Consider the following 16,965-nt stretch of genomic DNA (forward strand, 5'->3'; position numbering starts at 1 on the left):
AGGAAGGCGACAAGGTTGCCGAGGGCGATGTGATCTGCGTCCTGGAGGAGGCGAGCGAAAGCGGCGAGGAACCGGCGGAAAGCGGGGGCGAAGCGTCGTCGGAGAGCGAGTCCGCGGAGACGCCCGAGGAATCCGAACCGAAACAGGCGCCGACTTCCGAGCGACGTGAGACACGAAATACGAAACAGGAATCAGCACCGCCACCAAAAGACGGTGACGCCTACGACTGCGATCTCCTGGTTCTGGGGTCCGGTCCCGGCGGCTACACCGCCGCCTTCCGCGCCGCCGACCTGGGTCTGGACGTGGTGCTGGTGGAACGCTATCCGAGTCTGGGCGGGGTCTGCCTGAACGTGGGCTGCATTCCCTCCAAGGCATTGCTGCACGCGGCCAAGGTGATCGACGATGCCGCCGTCATGGGTCGGCACGGGGTCAAGTTCGGCGAGCCCGAGATCGACCTGCCCGCCCTGCTGAAATGGAAGACTTCCGTGGTCGAGCGGCTGACCGGCGGGCTCACCGGCCTGGCCAAGAAGCGCAAGGTGCGCGTGGTGCGCGGCAGCGGCCGTTTCACCGGCCCGCACGCGGTGACCGTCGAGGGCGACGGCGATCCGGAGACGATCTCCTTCGCCCGCGCGATCGTGGCGGTGGGTTCGTATGCCGCGATGCTGCCGGGCCTGCCGGACGACCCGCGCATCGTCGATTCCACCGGGGCGCTGTCCCCGGACGAGATCCCCGAGAGCCTGCTGGTGATCGGCGGCGGCATCATCGGACTGGAGATGGCCAACGTCTACGCCGGCCTGGGCAGCAAGGTGGACGTGGTGGAGATGACGCCGGGCCTGTTGCCGGGCGCCGACCGCGACCTGGTCAAGCCGTTGGAGAAGCGGATGCGCGAGCGCTGCCGCCACATCTGGCTGGAAACCAGGGTCACGGGCGTCAAGGCCAACCCCAAGTCGCTGACGGTGTCCCTCGAGGGCAAGGACGTACCCGACAGCCAGCGCTACCAGCGGGTGCTGGTGGCGGTGGGCCGCAAGTCCAACGGCCCGCATATCGGCGCGGACGCCGCCGGGATCGAGGTCGGCGACGCCGGTTTCATCGCCGTCGACCAGCAATGCCGGACCAACGTCGATCATATCTTCGCCATCGGCGACGTCACCGGCGAGCCCCAGCTCGCGCATCGCGCCAGCCACATGGGCAAGGTGGCGGCCGAGGCCGCCGCCGGTCAGCGGGCCGCGTTCGACGCGCGCTGCATCCCCTCGGTGGTCTATACCGATCCCGAGGTGGCCTGGACCGGCGTGACCGAGACCGCCGCCAAGGCCGACGGCATTGCCTACGAGAAGGGCAGCTTTCCGTGGGCCGCCAGCGGCCGGGCCCTGGGCATGGGCGTCGACGAGGGCCTGACCAAGATCCTGTTCGATGCCGAAACCGGACGCGCGATCGGCGCCGGCGCGGTCGGGCCCGGCGCCGGCGAGTTGATCGCCGAGCTGGGCCTGGCGATCGAGATGGGCGCGGACGCCGAGGACATCGCCCTCACCGTGCACCCCCACCCCACGCTGTCGGAGACCGTCGGCATGGCCGCCGAAGCCGCCGCCGGCACGCTCACCGATCTGTATCTGCCGCCGCGGCGTCGATGAGCGGGGCGAGTTCCCCCGCCGCCCGGCGCAGCCAGTAACGCGGGCGCCGCAGGGCCCGATCCGCGCCGCCGGCGAGATCCGTGGCCGCGACACAGCCGGCGAAGCGTGCCGCCAGCCGGTCGCGCACGGCCGGATCGATATCGCCGGAGGCCAGGAAGGCCGGGATGCCGGCATCCGCGGCCGCCGCGGCCACCGCGTCCGGCAGCTTGCCGGACAGGGTTTGCGCATCCGAGCGGCCTTCGCCGGTGACCACCGCGTCCGCCGAGCGCAGGCGCGCGTCGAGACCGGTCAGCCGGATCAGGTGGGGCGCGCCGGGCACCAGAGCGGCGCCCAGCAACGCCAGGGCGAATCCCAGGCCGCCGGCCGCGCCGGCGCCCGGGCGCGTCGTCAGCGCCTCGCCGCCGGCCGCGGCCGCGAAACGCGCCATCGCCGCTTCCACCGCCGCCAATTCGTCGCCGTGCAAACCTTTTTGCGGACCGTACACACGGGCGGCGCCCGTCGGGCCCAGCAGCGGGTTGTCCACGTCGCACAGGGCGGTCAGCCCGGTCGCGGTCAGTCGCGGGTCCAGCCCGCGCCAATCGACCGCGACGGCGCGCCGCAGACCGTCCAGGTCCGGTGTGACGGCTCGGCCGCGGGCGTCGCGAACATCCGCGCCCAGCGCCGTCAGCAGACCCAGGCCGCAATCGTTGCAGGCGCTGCCGCCCAGGCCGACCGCGATCTGGCGCGCGCCCGCGTCCAGGGCGGCGCGTATCAGCGCGCCCAGGGCGCCGCTGCCGCGGGCCGCCAACAGCGGACCGTCGTCGCCGATCAGCGGCAATCCCAGCACGCGCGCCGATTCCAGCACGGCCGAACCGTCGTCCAGGTGCAGCCAGTCACCGTGCATGGGGCGGCCGTGGATGCCGACGACGCGGGCGCGTCGCCGCCGGCCGTGACGTGCCGCGGCGACGCAGGCGAGGGTGCCTTCGCCGCCGTCGGCCAGGGGCAGGCACTGCGGCGACCAGTCGGGGCGGGCGTCGCGGAGGCCGTCGGCGATGGCCCCTGCCGCTCGGGCCGCTGTCAGGGTACCCTTGAAACTGTCGGGGGCGATCAGGATCGTGGGGGGATTCATGGGCATCCGTATGCGGCCCAGTCTGTATAATCGTACCAGGGACCCGTGGCGCCGGGCGTTGGTGGCGATGGTACAACGAAAAGCACGCGCCGCAGCGGGGGAATCCGTTTGACCGAGAATCCCGCGAGGCAAGAACAGCGCATGCTGGTGATCGGCGCCGGCCAGGACGGCGTGCGTGCGGTCATGGATATGCTGGGCTTCCTCAAGTCCCGGCCCAGCTTCGTGTCGTTCGATGATCTGACCGAGGCGATGGCCGGCGGCATCAACGGCTACACCGCCGCCTGTCTCGTCTCGGACGGCAGCGTGGACCTGGGCGACTACGCCGAGGTCATCACCGCGCTCAAGACCCAGCTACCCACCCTGCTGATCCTGGATTATCCCCGCGGCGAGGGCGACGCCGAGCTGCGCCACGGCCAGGCCGAGGGCTTCACCGGGCGCATGCACGCGCCGGTGGCCCTGAACCAACTCCGTTTCGAACTGGAACGCCTGCCGCAACCCGCCAACGAGCCGGACCGCCGGCCCAAGCCGCGCCACGTGCTGGTGGGACAGAGCCTGGCCATGCGGCGCGTGCGCCAGCTCATCGAGCGGGTCGCCGGCACCGACGCCAGCGTCCTGATCCTGGGCGAATCCGGCACCGGCAAGGAACTGGTGGCCCGCGAGATCCACCGCCAGTCGAAACGCGCGAACGCCGCCTTCGTGCCTCTCAACTGCGGCGCGATCCCGCGCGACCTGCTGGAATCCGAGTTGTTCGGCCACGAGAAGGGCGCGTTCACCGGCGCCATCACCGCGCGACCGGGCCGTTTCGAGATGGCCGAGGGCGGCACCCTGTTCCTGGACGAGATCGGCGACATGAGCCTGGACATGCAGGTCAAGGTCCTGCGCGTGCTCCAGGAGCAGACCTTCGAGCGGGTCGGCAGCAACAAGACCCTGACCGCGGACGTGCGCATCCTCGCCGCCACCCACCGCGACCTGGAGCAGGAGATCGCCGCGGGCCGTTTCCGCGAGGACCTGTTCTACCGGCTCAATGTCTTCCCGATCGAAGTGCCGCCGTTGCGTGCCCGGCCCGAGGATATCGAGCCGATCATCGGCGCCCTGCTGTCACGGCTCGAGGCCGACGACGGCATCTCCCTGGACTTCACCGACCAGGCGCTGGATGCCCTGTCGGCCCATCCCTGGCCGGGTAACGTCCGCGAGCTCGGCAACATCGTCGAGCGCCTGCGCATCCTGTACCCGGACCAGCGCATCGACATCGATTACCTGCCGTCCCGCATCGTGGGCGAGGATAAGGTGGTGGTCACGCCCGACGATCGCGAGCGTGGCATCGAACGCTCTCCGGGCGACTACATCAATAACATCCGGCTCACCCATGCCGGTGTGGACCTGCGGGCGCTGGTCGCGCGCCTGGAGATACGCCTGATATCCCAGGCCCTGGAGTTGAACGACGGCGTGGTCGCGCGCGCCGCCAAGACCCTGGGCCTGCGGCGGACGACGCTTGTAGAGAAACTTCGCAAATACGATATCCGCACGGACTGACATCCGGCGACCACGGCCGATACCGGCCGATTCCCCACCCCCGCCTTCCGCAATTCCGTCAAAGGCCCGTCATGTTTCCCGACGCCGCTGTCGGAAAACCGACTATCTTGCGCCGCAGCAAAACGTAACTCTTTGATTTTATTGTAGGCAAAAATCGGCACGCGGCTTGCAACTGTAAGGGCAACGCCGAGGAACGCCGCATGCAGCGGCGCAAGACGAGCCGCGATGACCGACCGACACGACAACCCGCCGACGACCGCGAGCCTGGACGCCGCCGAGGTGTTGCCGCGGGCCGTCAGCCTGATCCGCTACCACGCGGGTCCGGGCCGTCGGGTGCCGCGGTTGTCGGCGGCCGCGCGCACCGCCCTGGCCGGTTACGGCTGGCCCGGCGGCGACGCGGAGCTGGATGCGTGCGTCCAGCGCGCCCTGGTCGTCGCCCGCGACGGCGTGATCGAAGCCGAGGACCTGGGTCTGGAAGGCGACCGCGCCGGCAGCGTCCGCGACCGGGCGCGTGCCGCGGTGCTGCGCAGCCTGCGGGCGAGCGAGGGCTCGCGGCCGGCGGCGGCCGCCCGCCTGGGTATCCGCCCGCGCAGCCTGCGGCTGCTCCTGGCGCAGATGCGGACGGAGGGCGTGAGTCTGCCGTCCGACCGGCCGGGGTCCGCTCCGCCAGCCAGGCGGCCGACGGCCACGTTCACGGGATAGCGGTGGATAGCAGGAAATGATGACGCCAAACGCCATGTACATCGGCAGTCAGTCGGCCCACGCCGGCCTGATGTCCGATCACGTCGATCTGGTCAAGCGTATCGCGTACCGGCTGCACAGCCGCCTGCCCGAGTGCGTCCAGATGGAGGACCTGATCCAGGCCGGCATGCTCGGCCTGCTGGAGGCCCAGGAACGCTATCGTTCGGACGAGGGTGCTTCGTTCTCGACCTTCGCCGGCATCCGCATCCGTGGCGCCATGCTCGACGAGATCCGGCGCGGCGACTGGGCCCCGCGCTCCCTGCACCGGGCCACGCGGGCCATCCAGGAAGCGCAGCAGCGCATCGAGCACCGCGCCGGCCGGGCGGCCAGCGAGGCCGAGCTGGCCGCCGAGATGGGTCTCTCGCTGACCGAGTTCCGCAAGACCGTGAGCGATGTCGCCAGCGCGCACCTGATGAGCCTGGACGACGGCGACCCGGACATGCCGCCGCAGGAAGTGCCGGCGGACGCCACCACCCGGCCCGCTGAGCTGGTCGAGCAGGCCGACCTGCGCGCCGCCATCGCCGCGGCCAGCGCGTGCCTGCCGGAGCGCGAGCGGCACCTGATGCAGTGGTACTACGACGAGGATCTGAACCTGCGCGAGATCGCCGAACGGCTGGGCGTGTCCGAATCCCGGGCCTGCCAGCTCCACGGCCGCGCCCTGTCGCGGGTCCGCGACATGCTGTCCGGTTGGACCTCGCCGAACTGACAACGGTTTTCTCCCTTCCCCCCCTTGGGCCGCGAGAGCGGCCTTTTTTTTGTCCCGCGTGCGCCGGTCCCGGGCGTGCGGGGCCGTTATACTCCGGGGGCCGCGGCGCCGCCGCGGTTTCGACAGACGGCGGCGGGAGCGTATACGCTCACGTCCGACCGACGCGGGGGAACGAGCCATGGGCATGGACATCGACTGGTCGCTGGTCTTCGACCACCTGACCCACCTCATGGTGGCCTACCTGCTGGCCCTGCCGCTGGGCTGGGACCGCGAACGCGCCGCCCGCGGCGCCGGGCTGCGGACCTTTCCGCTGGTCGCCATGGCCTCCTGCGGCTTCGCCCTGATCGGCATCTCGGTCCTGGAGGGTTCCACCGCCCACGCCCGCATCCTGTACGGCCTGATGACCGGCATCGGCTTCATCGGCGGCGGCGCCATCCTGAAATCCGAAGGCAACGTCCGCGGTACCACCACCGCCGCCGCCATCTGGACCACCGGCGCCATCGGCGCGGCCGTGGCCTGGCAGCGCTACGAGATCGCGCTGGTCCTGTCGCTGCTTACCTTTGCCACCCTGCGCCTGGTGGCGCCGATCAAGGCGCTGGCCCACCCGTCCGACAAGGAGTGACGCCCCGCATGCGCTATTTCGCGTACGGTTCCAACATGCTCACCGCCCGCCTCGCGCGGCGGGTACCTTCCGCCCGGCCGCTGGGCGCGGCCCGGCTGCCGGGTCATGTGTTGCGCTTCCACAAGCGCGGCGACGACGGCTCCGGCAAGTGCAACGCCCTTAGCACCGGCGGCGGCGGCGACGTGGTCCACGGCGTGTTGTTCGAAGTGGACGGGGATAGGCTGGACCGGCTGCACGCCGCCGAGGGCCCCGGTTACGCCTTCGACGAGGTCGAGGTGGATGCCGGCGGTGAGACCCTGCCGGCGGTCACCTACCGGGCCCGCAGCGCCTGGCTGGACGATGCCCTGGCCCCGTACACCTGGTACCAGGCGTTCGTGGTCGCAGGCGCCCGCGAGCACGGGCTGCCGCCCGATTACGTGACCGCTATCGAGAACGTGTTCGCCCGCCGCGATCCCAACCTCTGGCGTCATCTGCGCAACCGCTGGATCCGCGGGCGCGGACCGCGCGCCGCCGCGGGGACGCGGTGATGCGGGTCCACTGGTTGCAGCACGTGCCCTTCGAGGGCCTCGGCAGCATCGAGCCCTGGCTGGCCGCCCGCGGCCACGAGGTGGCGATGAGCCGGCTGTACGCCGGCGATGCCCTGCCCGATCCCGACGACTACGACTGGTTGATCGCCATGGGCGGGCCGATGAACGTCGACCAGGAGGCCGAATATCCCTGGCTGGCGGACGAGAAACGCTGTCTGGCGGCGGCCCTGGCCGCCGGCAAGCGGGTGCTGGGCATCTGCCTGGGGGCGCAGCTCATGGCGCGGGCCCTGGGCGCGGCCGTCACGCCGGGCGCGCCCGAGATCGGCTGGTTCGACGTCGAGCTCACCGGCACGGCCGCGCAATCGCCGCTGTTGGGCGGGTTCCCCGCGCGCTTCCCGGCCTTCCACTGGCACGGCGACCGCTTCGACATCCCCGACGGCGCGATCCATGCCGCCGCCAGCGAGCACTGCGGCAACCAGGCCTTCGTCTACGGCGAGCGGGCGGTGGGCCTGCAGTTCCACCTGGAGACCACGCCCGAATCCGCCGCCGCCCTGATCGACCATTGCGCCGACGAGCTGGTGGACCGGCCCTCGGTGCAATCGGCGGAGACGATGCTGGCGTCACCGGAACGTTTCGACGCGCTCAACCGCCTGATGGACGGCCTGCTGGAACGGCTGGCGGCGGCCTAGGACGAGGCCGACGGCGAACGTTCGCGGACGTAGCCGGATTCCGCCGGCCCCAGCTCTGAGAGGAAGCGCTTGAGGGTGGCACCGGCCCGGGCGCGGCCGTCGCCACGGTGGGCCGCGGTGGCGGCGGCGTAGGTGTCCAGGTTGGCGAGGAAGCCGCCGAGCTCGTTCAGGCTCAACCGGCCCAGGTCGCCGCGTACGCCGACCCCCATGTCGACCACGGCGCGCGCGTTCAAGCGCTGCTCGACCACGTCTTCCGGCAGGGCCAGGATCGGCTTGCCGAGGTAGATGGCCTCGCCCATGAGCTGGTTGCCGGCGGTCGCGATCACCGCCTTGGCGCCGGCCAGGTCCGCCACGAAGCCCTCGTTGGACGGCGCCTTGAACCACAGCCGGCCGTCGCGGCCCCGGCGCTCGGTGCCGTAGACCACGATGTTCTCGCCGCAGGCGCGCAGGGCCGTGTCCAGGGCGTCGGTGTATTGGTGCCCGCCCTTGTTGAAGTACGCCAGGACATAGTCGCCCCGCGCCGGCGTCGCCGCGAGCACGCTCTCGCGCAGGATCGGCCCCACCACCTCGGTGCCGGCGGCGCGCGGCGGCGCGTGATAGAAACTGGAGACCAGCACCCGGTCCGGCGTGCCCATGAAGGCGCGGTAGCCGAGGGCGTCGCGGCGGCCGCGCCACCAGTCCTCGGGGGCGAAGCGGCAATGGCAGAAGGCCATGATGCCGACATGGTCGAAGCTGATCCGGGGGATGCCGCGGGCGCGGGCGTAGCGATGGGTCCAGGTCTCGGAGTCCGAGATCACCACGTCCGGCGCGAAGGCGTCGATGCGTTCCCAGACACGGCGAGTGCGGGGGCCGGTGGTCAGCAGATCGGCCGTGAGGCCGGCGTTGCGCCGGAACGTGAGACCCGCCGACAGCTTGCCGCCGGCGCCGTACTGGTAACAGATGACCGGTATTTCCTCGCAGTCGAAACGGTCCGACAGCGCCTTGTGGGCATCGATGCCGGCGAACACCCGGACCTCGTGCTCGCGTAACAGCTCGGGCAGTACCGCGGCCGTGCGCATGGCATGGCCGCGCCCGTATCCCATCACCCCGTAAGCGATCCGCATGCGGCATTCCCGTTCTGGGTCTGCCGGCAGCGTATGGCGGAATTGTTACCGTCGCGTGACTTGCGTCTCCATCTCCACCAGCAGGTCGCTGCGGCAGAGATCGGCCTTCAGGTAGGCCACCGGCACCCCCGCCGGCACACCGGCCGCGACCTCGGCCATGATGCGGGGCGCGTCCTCCGCGTGCCGCACGTAGACCTTCAGGCAATCCAGGTCGCCGCGGTCCACCGGGCCCACGATCGGTGCCGCGGCCGCGAGCACCGCGTCGATGTTGGCGAGGGATTCCCGTGCCTGTGCCGCGGGATCGCCGACATGCCGGGTGGCATGGCCGACGATACTGGCCGTGCCGGAGACCAGGAGTTGTGGCCGGCCGCCGTCGCCGCCGACCGCGGCGGCGCGGGCGAAGGTCGGCTGGCGCGGGCCGTACTGGCGCGGATAGTCGTAGGCACTGACCTGGCGCGGGTTCTCGATCGGCCGCGGCGGCTCGCGGCCGATCAGGGCATGCAGTTCGAGCACGTTCTCGGCAGCACCCACCAGGGTCGCCGCCGGCAGTCGCTCCAGCGCGTCCGGATGGTCCTCCAGGGCCCGGGCCCGGCCGACGCAGAAGCGCTTGTAGTTCTCGTCGTCGCCCTCGCCCACGTTGATCCGGCCCAGGTAGTGCCAGACACGCAGCAGGTGCGGACAGTCCAGGTCGTGCCGGGCCGCGAGCAGGCGGCGGTAGACATCCTCGCCGATGACGGCGTCGTCCGGGCCGCGCTCGACACGGATGCGCAGGTGGCAGAGTCCGTCGGCCGCGGCGTATCGCAGCCCGCGAACCTCGCCGGTCTCGGGCGGTCCCGCCGCCAGCCAGCTCTCGGCACGCAACGTGCCGCCCAGGAACGGCAGCGGCAGATGCAGGCCGCTGTCCGTATCACGCGCGAAGTCGACGACCGCCAGGGCGGACCGGGCGGTTTCGGGCCGCCAGGCCAGTGGCCCGGCGCAGACGGATTGCATGCCGGTGGCGGACAAAGGGCGACAACCTTGACGGACGTTGCGGGGAACGGGCCCGAGGGCGGACCGGGATTTTAGCCCAGGAGCGTGCGCGACAGGAACCGCGGCCCCTGGCGCAAGTGCCGCAATCCGGCTACAGTCCGGCGTTGTCGCATAACAAACAAGTAACGCGCCCCGCAGGGCGCAGGTGCACATTCGATCGGGAGGGAGCGCCATGCGTTTCGGCAAGCATGTGGCATTGGCCGGTGCCGTCCTGGCGCTGGGTTTCGGCAGCGGCGTCGCCTCGGCGCAGCCGCCCGGCATGATGGGGGGCGAGTCCGACGCCGCCGAGGGCAGCCGCGGGCTGTACCTGGGCCTGGGCCTGGAGCAGTTCCGGATCAAGGGCGAGGGCACCGTCAACGGCGCCGACTACAATGTCACCACGCGCCCCGTGGGTCTGACCGGGCGTGCCGGCTACAACTTCCTGGAATGGCTCTCCCTGGAGGCGCACGCCTCGGTGGGCGTCCACGACGACCCCAACTCCGGCTCCTTCAACGGCGGCACCGACGTGCGCAGCGGCGAGACCGAGCTCAAGCACCATGTCGGCGTGGCCGCGGTGCCGGAATACCGCTTCGTGTTCGGCGGCACCACCGTGATCACGGTGTTCGGCCTGGCCGGCTACAACGATTTCGAGTTCGAGGGTGAATTCCGCAACGATCGCGGCATCGGGCCGGCGCAGACGGCCTCCTACACCCTCGAGGACGACGGCGAGTACTGGGGCGCCGGCCTGCGCCTGGACGGCCAGGCGGCCGGGCTGCGTCTGCAGTACACGCGCTACTTCGACGAGAGCGACGTCGAGATAGAAGGCTATTCGATCGGCGTCAACGTCTATTTCTGACAACGCGAGGGGCGGACCACCCATGGCAGCGAAACTGGGCAAACTACTAGCCGTTCTCATCGGTCTCCTGGTGGCGGCCGGCGTCTATCTCTACTTCCTGGCGCCGCAGACCGCGTACGACCTGGGCGTGGCCGCCGAGCGCAGCCTCGCCGGCGTCGAGGCCAAGCGGACCACCGTGAACGGTCTGGACATCGCCTACCTGGAAGGCGGCGAGGGCGAGACGCTGGTGCTGTTGCACGGCTTCGGCGCCAACAAGGACAACTGGACCCGGATGGCCGCCGAACTGGTCGACGACTACCGGGTGATCGCCCCCGACCTGCCCGGCTTCGGCGAGAGCGATCGGCCGGAAGAGGCCGAATACGGCTTCGCGGCACAGGCCGAACGGGTCCATGCCATCGTCGAGGCCCTCGGGATCGAGCGCTTCCATCTGGCGGGCAACTCGATGGGCGGCGCCGTGGCCGGCGCCTATGCCGCGGCCCATCCCGAGCGGCTGCGCAGCCTGTGGCTGCTGGCGCCCGCGGGCGTGGCCGACGCCGAGCCCAGCGACCTCGCGCGCCGGATCGAGGCCGGCGGCGGCAACCCGCTGGTGCCGCAGACCGCCGACCAGTACTACACCCTGCTGGACTGGGTGTTCGCCGACAAACCCTACATCCCGGCGCCGATGCAATACGTGATGGCGCAGCGGGCCGTGGCGCGGCACGATCATTACCAGCGGATCTTCGACCAGATCAACGCCGAGCGAAGCGGGGATTTCGCCCTGGAGAAGATCGTCGCGGAGACCGACGTGCCCGTCCTGGTGGTCTGGGGCGAGGAGGACCGGCTGCTGCATGTCAGCGGTGCCCGCGCACTGGCCGAGGCCGCGCCCGATCGCGTCCGTGTCGAGCGCATGCCCGGCGTCGGCCATCTGCCGATGGTGGAGCGCCCGGCGGAGAGTGCCGAGGCCTTCCGCGCCTTCGCCGCGGGCCTGGAACAGCCGCCGGCGGCGGATGAGGCGGAGACCGCGGACGGCGAGGCCGCCGAACCGGCGGGCTGAGCCGGCCGGGCTCAGCCGGTCCGGCGTTCGAGGACCGGCTCGCGTGCCACGCGTCGCCGGGTCTCGGCGGCGATCGTGGCCGGGTCCAGCGGTGTGGTGAAGCTGGCGCAGTGCCGGCCCAGCGGCGCGTAGTCCGCGGGGTCGGTGGCGCCGAACAGGCCCAGCACGGGTACGCCGGCGGCGGCCGCCAGATGCATCGGCCCGCTGTCGGCGGCGACGAACAGATCCATGTGACCCATCGCCGCCGCGAGCACATCCAGCTCGGCACTACGCAGTGTGGCGATGCCGGGCGCGATCGGTGCCGAGTCGTCCGGCGGCAAAATCTGGACCAGGGTCAACGGCTCGCCGGTGGCCGTCAGCGCCGCACGCCATTGCCGCCACCACTCGGTCGGCAGCCGCTTGCGGCCGGTGGCCTCGGCGAAGAAACCCACCACCGGCCAGGGCCGGTTGCGTGCCGTACCCAACGCTTCCCGCAGCAACAACTCGGCGTGCCGCCTTGCCGTGGTGCCCGGATACACGCCGAGGTCCCGCGACAGCGCCGGCTGCAACCCCTCCACGGCATCCGTTAGCAGATACAGTGCCTGACGCGCCTGGTGCCGCTCTCGCGGTCGCGGCGCGGCGTGCGTGAGCCGCAGCCACTGGTCGTGGCCGGCGAACCCGAGCCGGTGACGGGCCCGACACAAGGCCATGGCGATGCGGTTGCCCGAGGAATGGACGCTGGGGTCGACGGCCAGGTCGTAGCGCTCGCGGCGCAACGCCCGCACGAAACCGAGGATTGCCGGCGGCCGCCTCGGGACCACCATGACCCGGCGCACGCCGGGCATGCCGGCGAGCAGCCGGACATGAGCGGGCGAGCGCACCAGGATGTCGATCGCGGCATCGGGCCAGGTGGCGGCCAGCGATCGCAGCAGGGGCGTGAGGAACAGGATGTTGCCCAGCCGCGCGTTGAGTCGGCAGACCAGGATCGTCGCCGGGGCCGGCAAGGGGGCGCGCACCGGCGTCGGCGTGCCGCGCCGCCGGGCGAGCCAGCGGCTCGAGTGCCGGCGCAGGCCCCGCCGCAGCCGGCGCACCATGGCACGCACGCCCTTGTGATGTTGAGTCACTGCTTATCCACCGGTCGAACCTCGGTATTGGCGCATGCTACCGGGTACCTGCTTAAGAAAGCGTTAAGAACCCGTTACTGCGCAGCCCGAATCCGCCACGGGACCGCACGCGAGGAATACGTCTAGGGGGCTGCTGAAAAAGCAGTCCCCTAGTGCGGGACAGGGATGTCCCGCCGCCGATCAAGCACGCAAGTGCTTGATAGGGCGAAGCCGAAACCGGACCTGCGCCGGTTTCGGCGTGCTGAAAAAGGACAGGATAGTCCTTTTTCAGCATCACCCTAGAACTGCACGATCGCCAGCGTGCCCGAGGGTACCGCGTCCGCCAACCGGATTTGCCAGCCGAAACGGTCGCAAAGCCGCTTGCTGATGTAGAGGCCGAAGCCCAGCCCGGCCGACGGTCCGGCCTGGAAGCCGCGATCGAAGGCGGCACGGTGGACGTCCGCCGGCATCCCCGGCCCGCTGTCGGCCACTTCCAGGCGGCGTCGCCGCAGGCTGATCCGGACCTCGCCGGCCGGGGCGTGGCGCAGGGCGTTGCGTACCAGGTTGTGGATCACCGTCGACACCGCCGCCCGCGGCGCACGCACCGCCAGCGGCGATTCGACTTCCAGGCACAGGCGATCCTCGCTGTCCGGCGGCAGTGACGGTCCGGACACGATCTCGTGCAGCAGCGCCTCCAGGTCCACCAGCTCGCCGCCGTCCTCCTCGCGCGCGAGCAGCAGCAATGCCTCGATCAACTCCGTCATCTGCTCGGCGGCGCGGTTGATGCGCTCGATCCGGGCCCGGACCCGGGCGTCGCCGGGCACGCTTGCCGACAGCAGCTCGGCGTTGCTGCGGATCACCGCCAGCGGGGTCCGCAGCTCGTGGCTGGCGTCGGTGGTGAAGTCGCGTTCGCGTTCGATCAGGTCGTCCAGCCGAGCCAGGTAGCGATCGAAGGCGCGCGCGATGGCGATCGTCTCCGGCGTATCGAACTCCGGCGCCAGGCGCAGCCCCCGGGCCTCCGCCGGCAGGCCCCGGACGCGCGCCGCGAGGCGCGCGATGGGCGCCAGGGTCGGCCGCGCCGCCAGCGCGCCGGCGAGCGTGGCCAGCGCCAGCGCCAGGGCCACGCCCGACCAGATCAGCCACTGAAACACGGTCTCGCGCCTCTCCAGGGCGGTCATCTCGTAGGCCAGGTACAGCCGCGACCCGTCCGGGTTTCGGACATAGACGTGGTAGATGTCGTCGCCCCAGGCGATGTCGTCGTGATGGCCCGGCGCCAGTCCGCGCAGCGCGTCCGGCACGGCCGGGTCCGCCGGGCCCGGGGCGAGCACCGTGCGGACGTAGGCGGAGGGGACATAGGTGTCGGGAGGCTCCTCGGACCCGACCTTCCATGCCGTGACGAACTCGTCCGCTTCGTGCTCCGTGATCTCCTCCAGCAGCCGGTCCTCCAGGCGGTCGGAGGCGATCAGCACCGCAACCGCGAACATGCTGCACACGCCGCCCACGATCACGATCATGGCGGCCGCCACGCGAAACTGGAGGCTGTGTCTCATGTGTCGCCGCCCGGGGTCAGCCGGTAACCGATGGTCGGCACCGTGTGCAGAAGCGGGGTCTCGCCGGGGCCGTCCACGGCACGGCGCAGGGCGTGGATGTGCGCACGCAGGGCGTCCGAATCCGGCGGCGTGTCGCCCCAGAGCATCCGGGTCAGGGCCGCGCGCGAGACCACGCCGGGGGATTCGCGCAGCAGCACGGTGAGAAGCTGGCGGCAGGACGGGGTGAGCTGCAGCCGGCGTTCGCCGCGCCGCGCCTCCAGGGTGTCCAGGTCCAGGCACAGGTCGGCGACCCGCAACTCGCCGGCCGCCCGCCGCCCCCGTTGCAGCAGCGCCTGCAGCCGCGCCTGCAACTCCAGCAGGGAGAACGGCTTGACCAGATAGTCGTCGGCGCCGGCCGAAAAGCCGGCCAGCTTGTCCTCCAGGGTGTCGCGGGCGGTCAGGATCAGCATGGGCGTATTGTCCTGGCGTTCCTCGCGCAGCCAGCGCGCGAGCTGGAGGCCGTCGATGCCCGGCAGCATCAGGTCGAGGACGACGGCATCGTAGCCGCCCTCCGCCAGCAGGTGGTGGGCGTGGCCGCCGTCCGCCGCCCAGTCCGCGGCCCAGCCCTGCGACTCCAGGAAGTCACTGATGCTGGCCGCCAGGTCGGCGTTGTCCTCGATCAAGAGCAACTGCATGGTCCGGCTCCCTCGCGGCTACCGATGTATCCTAGCTGCCATGATTGCCGAACGCCCGCCGGCCGTGGTCTATACCGATCTCGACGGCACCCTGCTCGACCACGACAGCTACCGTTGGGACGCCGCCGCGCCCGCCCTGCGGGCGCTGGCCGCCCGCGGCATTCCCTGGGTGCCGGTCACCAGCAAGACCGTGCCGGAAGTCCTGGCCCTGCGTGAGACCCTGTCCCACCGCCATCCGTTCGCGGTCGAGAACGGCGGTGCCGTGTGCGTGCCCCGCGGCTACTTTGACCGGGATTGCGGCGTAGCGTTCGGGCCGGACCTGTTCGTGGAGCGGCTGGCCCCCGCCTATGCCGACATCCTGGCGGTATTGGCCGACCTGCGCCGCGAAGGGTACCGGTTCGCCGGTTTCGCCGACATGGACGCCGCGGCGGTGGCCAGGCATACCGGCCTGTCGGTGGACGCCGCCGCGGCGGCGCGCGACCGCCTGTGCTCCGAGCCGTTGGTCTGGGAGGACGGCGACGAGGCCCTGGAACGCTTCGCCGGGGCGATCGCGGCGGCCGGGCTGACGTTGCGCCGGGGCGGCCGTTTCCTGCATGTGTTGGGGGCCCACAAGGGGGACGCCGTGCGCCGCCTGCACGCCCGCTTCGCGGCGCACGGCCCGGTCCTTGCATGGGCCCTGGGCGACAGCGAGAACGACCTGGATATGCTGGCCGCCGCCGACCGCGGCGCCTTGGTGGCACGGCCCGACGGCAGCTATGTCGCCCCGGCCGATCCCCCGCGACTGTGCCACGCGGGCGACATCGGACCGGCGGGCTGGCGGCGGGCGGTCGAGGGCTGGCTGGACGAATTGGAACACGACAACTCGGGCTGACCATGGCTGACTTTCACCAGTACGGGATGATCACCACCCTGCACCGTCTCGGCGACCGCTCGATCGAGAGCCTGGAGGCGGAGCTGCGGACCTTCGGCCGGCGGCGCCCGATGACCCTGATCCTGCCGTCGTTGTACTCCGAGCTGCAGGGTACCGCCCTGCCGCGCATCCTGGACGCCCTGCGCGGAGTCGACTACCTGGACGAGATCGTGATCGGCTTAGACGCCGCCGACGCCGACCAGTTCGCCCACGCCCGCGAGTTCTTCTCGGTGCTGCCGCAGCGCCACCGCATCCTGTGGAACGACGGCCCGCGCATGCAGGCGCTGCTGCGCCGGCTGGACGCCGAGGGCCTGGAGCCGGCGCGGCCGGGCAAGGGCTCCAACGTCTGGCTGTGCCTGGGCTATTTCCTGGCCTCCGGGCGCGGCCGTGCGGTGGCGGTGCACGACTGCGACATCGAGAGCTACGACCGCGAGCTGCCGGCCCGTCTGCTCTATCCCGTGGTGCATCCCAACTTCACCTACAAGTTCGCCAAGGGCTATTACGCCCGGGTTGCGGACGGCAAGCTCCACGGCCGGGTCGCCCGCCTGTTCATGACACCGCTGCTGCGGGCGCTGATGGGCGTGGTCGGGCCGCTCGACTACCTGCGCTACATGGACAGCTTCCGCTACCCGCTGTCCGGCGAGTTCGCGATGAGCGCGGGCGTGGCCGAAACCATCCGCATCCCCGGCGACTGGGGGTTGGAGGTCGGCATCCTGGCCGAGGTCCACCGTCACTACAGCGAGAACGCCATCTGTCAGGTGGATATCGCCGAACACTACGAGCACAAGCACCAGCCGGTGTCCCGGGACGACCCCGCCGCCGGCCTGTCCAAGATGAGCACCGACATCGCCAAGGCGTTGTACCGCAAGCTGGCGACCTACGGCGTGGTGCTCACGCCGGAGACCATCCGCACGATCAAGGCCATGTACCTGCGCAACGCGCTGGATTTCGTGGAGCGCTTCTACTTCGACGCCCAGATCAACGGCCTGGACTACGACCGCCACGCCGAGGAGAAGACGGTGGAGGTGTTCGTGCAGAGCATCATCAACGCCGGCGAGCAGTTCCTCGCCAACCCCATGGAAGTGCCCTTCATCCCCACCTGGAACCGGGTGCGCGCGGCGATCCCGGATTTCCTGGACGACCTCCACGACGCCGTGGAGGACGACAACGCCGACTGATCCGGGAGACGCCGGGG

17 protein-coding genes are annotated in these 16,965 nt (G+C 71.0%); 11 read left to right on the forward strand and 6 right to left on the reverse strand.

Going from position 1 to position 16,965, the window contains the following annotated elements:
• Nucleotides 1–1,628: dihydrolipoyl dehydrogenase (lpdA, locus tag PC39_RS14900; protein WP_353254202.1), on the forward strand; the 1,628-nt coding region annotated here is incomplete at its 5' end.
• Here the strand turns inward: lpdA and PC39_RS14905 are convergent.
• On the reverse strand, nt 1,594–2,736 hold the full coding sequence (locus PC39_RS14905; RefSeq protein WP_353254203.1) for a glycerate kinase family protein: 1,143 nt from the start codon (nt 2,734–2,736) through the stop codon (nt 1,594–1,596). The two genes, lpdA and PC39_RS14905, sit on opposite strands and share 35 nt — an antisense overlap.
• A 108-nt stretch (nt 2,737–2,844) precedes the next feature.
• Between PC39_RS14905 and PC39_RS14910 the strand changes: the two genes are divergently transcribed.
• The 6 genes from PC39_RS14910 (at nt 2,845) to PC39_RS14935 (ending at nt 7,554) form a co-directional block, all read left to right on the forward strand.
• Entirely contained in the window at nt 2,845–4,269 is a 1,425-nt protein-coding gene (locus PC39_RS14910) for a sigma-54 interaction domain-containing protein (RefSeq protein WP_353254204.1), read from the forward strand.
• A 225-nt stretch (nt 4,270–4,494) separates the two neighbouring features.
• Complete coding sequence (locus tag PC39_RS14915) at nt 4,495–4,971, forward strand: AAA-type ATPase lid domain-containing protein (RefSeq protein ID WP_353254205.1); 477 nt, start codon at nt 4,495–4,497, stop codon at nt 4,969–4,971.
• 16 nt (nt 4,972–4,987) lie between these two features.
• On the forward strand, nt 4,988–5,716 hold the full coding sequence (fliA, locus tag PC39_RS14920) for an RNA polymerase sigma factor FliA (protein ID WP_353254206.1): 729 nt from the start codon (nt 4,988–4,990) through the stop codon (nt 5,714–5,716).
• A gap of 178 nt (nt 5,717–5,894) precedes the next feature.
• Complete coding sequence (locus PC39_RS14925; RefSeq protein ID WP_353254207.1) at nt 5,895–6,338, forward strand: MgtC/SapB family protein; 444 nt, start codon at nt 5,895–5,897, stop codon at nt 6,336–6,338.
• A gap of 8 nt (nt 6,339–6,346) precedes the next feature.
• Nucleotides 6,347–6,865, forward strand: a complete 519-nt coding sequence (locus tag PC39_RS14930; protein WP_353254208.1) for a gamma-glutamylcyclotransferase family protein — start codon at nt 6,347–6,349, stop codon at nt 6,863–6,865.
• On the forward strand, nt 6,865–7,554 hold the full coding sequence (locus PC39_RS14935; RefSeq protein ID WP_353254209.1) for a type 1 glutamine amidotransferase: 690 nt from the start codon (nt 6,865–6,867) through the stop codon (nt 7,552–7,554). Before PC39_RS14930 ends, PC39_RS14935 begins: the two co-directional genes overlap by 1 nt.
• Here PC39_RS14935 and PC39_RS14940 read toward each other — a convergent pair.
• Together PC39_RS14940 and PC39_RS14945 are read right to left on the reverse strand one after the other, a co-directional pair.
• On the reverse strand, nt 7,551–8,657 hold the full coding sequence (locus tag PC39_RS14940) for a glycosyltransferase family protein (RefSeq protein WP_353254210.1): 1,107 nt from the start codon (nt 8,655–8,657) through the stop codon (nt 7,551–7,553). The genes PC39_RS14935 and PC39_RS14940 overlap by 4 nt on opposite strands.
• A 45-nt stretch (nt 8,658–8,702) precedes the next feature.
• Entirely contained in the window at nt 8,703–9,647 is a 945-nt protein-coding gene (locus tag PC39_RS14945; RefSeq protein WP_353254211.1) for a chorismate transformation FkbO/Hyg5 family protein, read from the reverse strand.
• Nucleotides 9,648–9,858: 211 nt separating this feature from the next.
• On the opposite strand from PC39_RS14945, the gene PC39_RS14950 reads away from it, so the two are divergent.
• Together PC39_RS14950 and PC39_RS14955 are read left to right on the forward strand one after the other, a co-directional pair.
• The gene (locus PC39_RS14950) at nt 9,859–10,521 is read left to right on the forward strand and encodes an outer membrane beta-barrel protein (protein ID WP_353254212.1); all 663 of its coding nucleotides are present in this window, start codon (nt 9,859–9,861) and stop codon (nt 10,519–10,521) included.
• Between the two features lie 22 nt (nt 10,522–10,543).
• The gene (locus tag PC39_RS14955) at nt 10,544–11,554 is read left to right on the forward strand and encodes an alpha/beta fold hydrolase (RefSeq protein WP_353254213.1); all 1,011 of its coding nucleotides are present in this window, start codon (nt 10,544–10,546) and stop codon (nt 11,552–11,554) included.
• 11 nt (nt 11,555–11,565) lie between these two features.
• Here the strand turns inward: PC39_RS14955 and PC39_RS14960 are convergent, their stop codons facing one another.
• From PC39_RS14960 to PC39_RS14970, 3 genes are all read right to left on the reverse strand, one after another.
• The gene (locus tag PC39_RS14960; protein WP_353254214.1) at nt 11,566–12,657 is read right to left on the reverse strand and encodes a glycosyltransferase family 9 protein; all 1,092 of its coding nucleotides are present in this window, start codon (nt 12,655–12,657) and stop codon (nt 11,566–11,568) included.
• 278 nt (nt 12,658–12,935) lie between these two features.
• On the reverse strand, nt 12,936–14,186 hold the full coding sequence (locus PC39_RS14965) for a sensor histidine kinase (protein WP_353254215.1): 1,251 nt from the start codon (nt 14,184–14,186) through the stop codon (nt 12,936–12,938).
• Nucleotides 14,183–14,860: a response regulator transcription factor gene (locus PC39_RS14970; protein WP_353254216.1), complete on the reverse strand. Its 678-nt coding sequence runs from the start codon at nt 14,858–14,860 to the stop codon at nt 14,183–14,185. The genes PC39_RS14965 and PC39_RS14970 overlap by 4 nt, the downstream gene beginning before the upstream one ends.
• 40 nt (nt 14,861–14,900) lie before the next feature.
• On the opposite strand from PC39_RS14970, the gene PC39_RS14975 reads away from it, so the two are divergent.
• Both PC39_RS14975 and PC39_RS14980 read left to right on the forward strand, forming a co-directional pair.
• Complete coding sequence (locus PC39_RS14975; RefSeq protein WP_353254217.1) at nt 14,901–15,731, forward strand: HAD-IIB family hydrolase; 831 nt, start codon at nt 14,901–14,903, stop codon at nt 15,729–15,731.
• Between the two features lie 2 nt (nt 15,732–15,733).
• Complete coding sequence (locus PC39_RS14980) at nt 15,734–16,948, forward strand: glycosyltransferase family protein (RefSeq protein WP_353254218.1); 1,215 nt, start codon at nt 15,734–15,736, stop codon at nt 16,946–16,948.
• The last annotated feature ends 17 nt before the right edge of the window (nt 16,949–16,965 follow it).

The organism is Salinisphaera sp. PC39 (assembly GCF_040361335.1).
GTDB lineage: Bacteria > Pseudomonadota > Gammaproteobacteria > Nevskiales > Salinisphaeraceae > APNM01.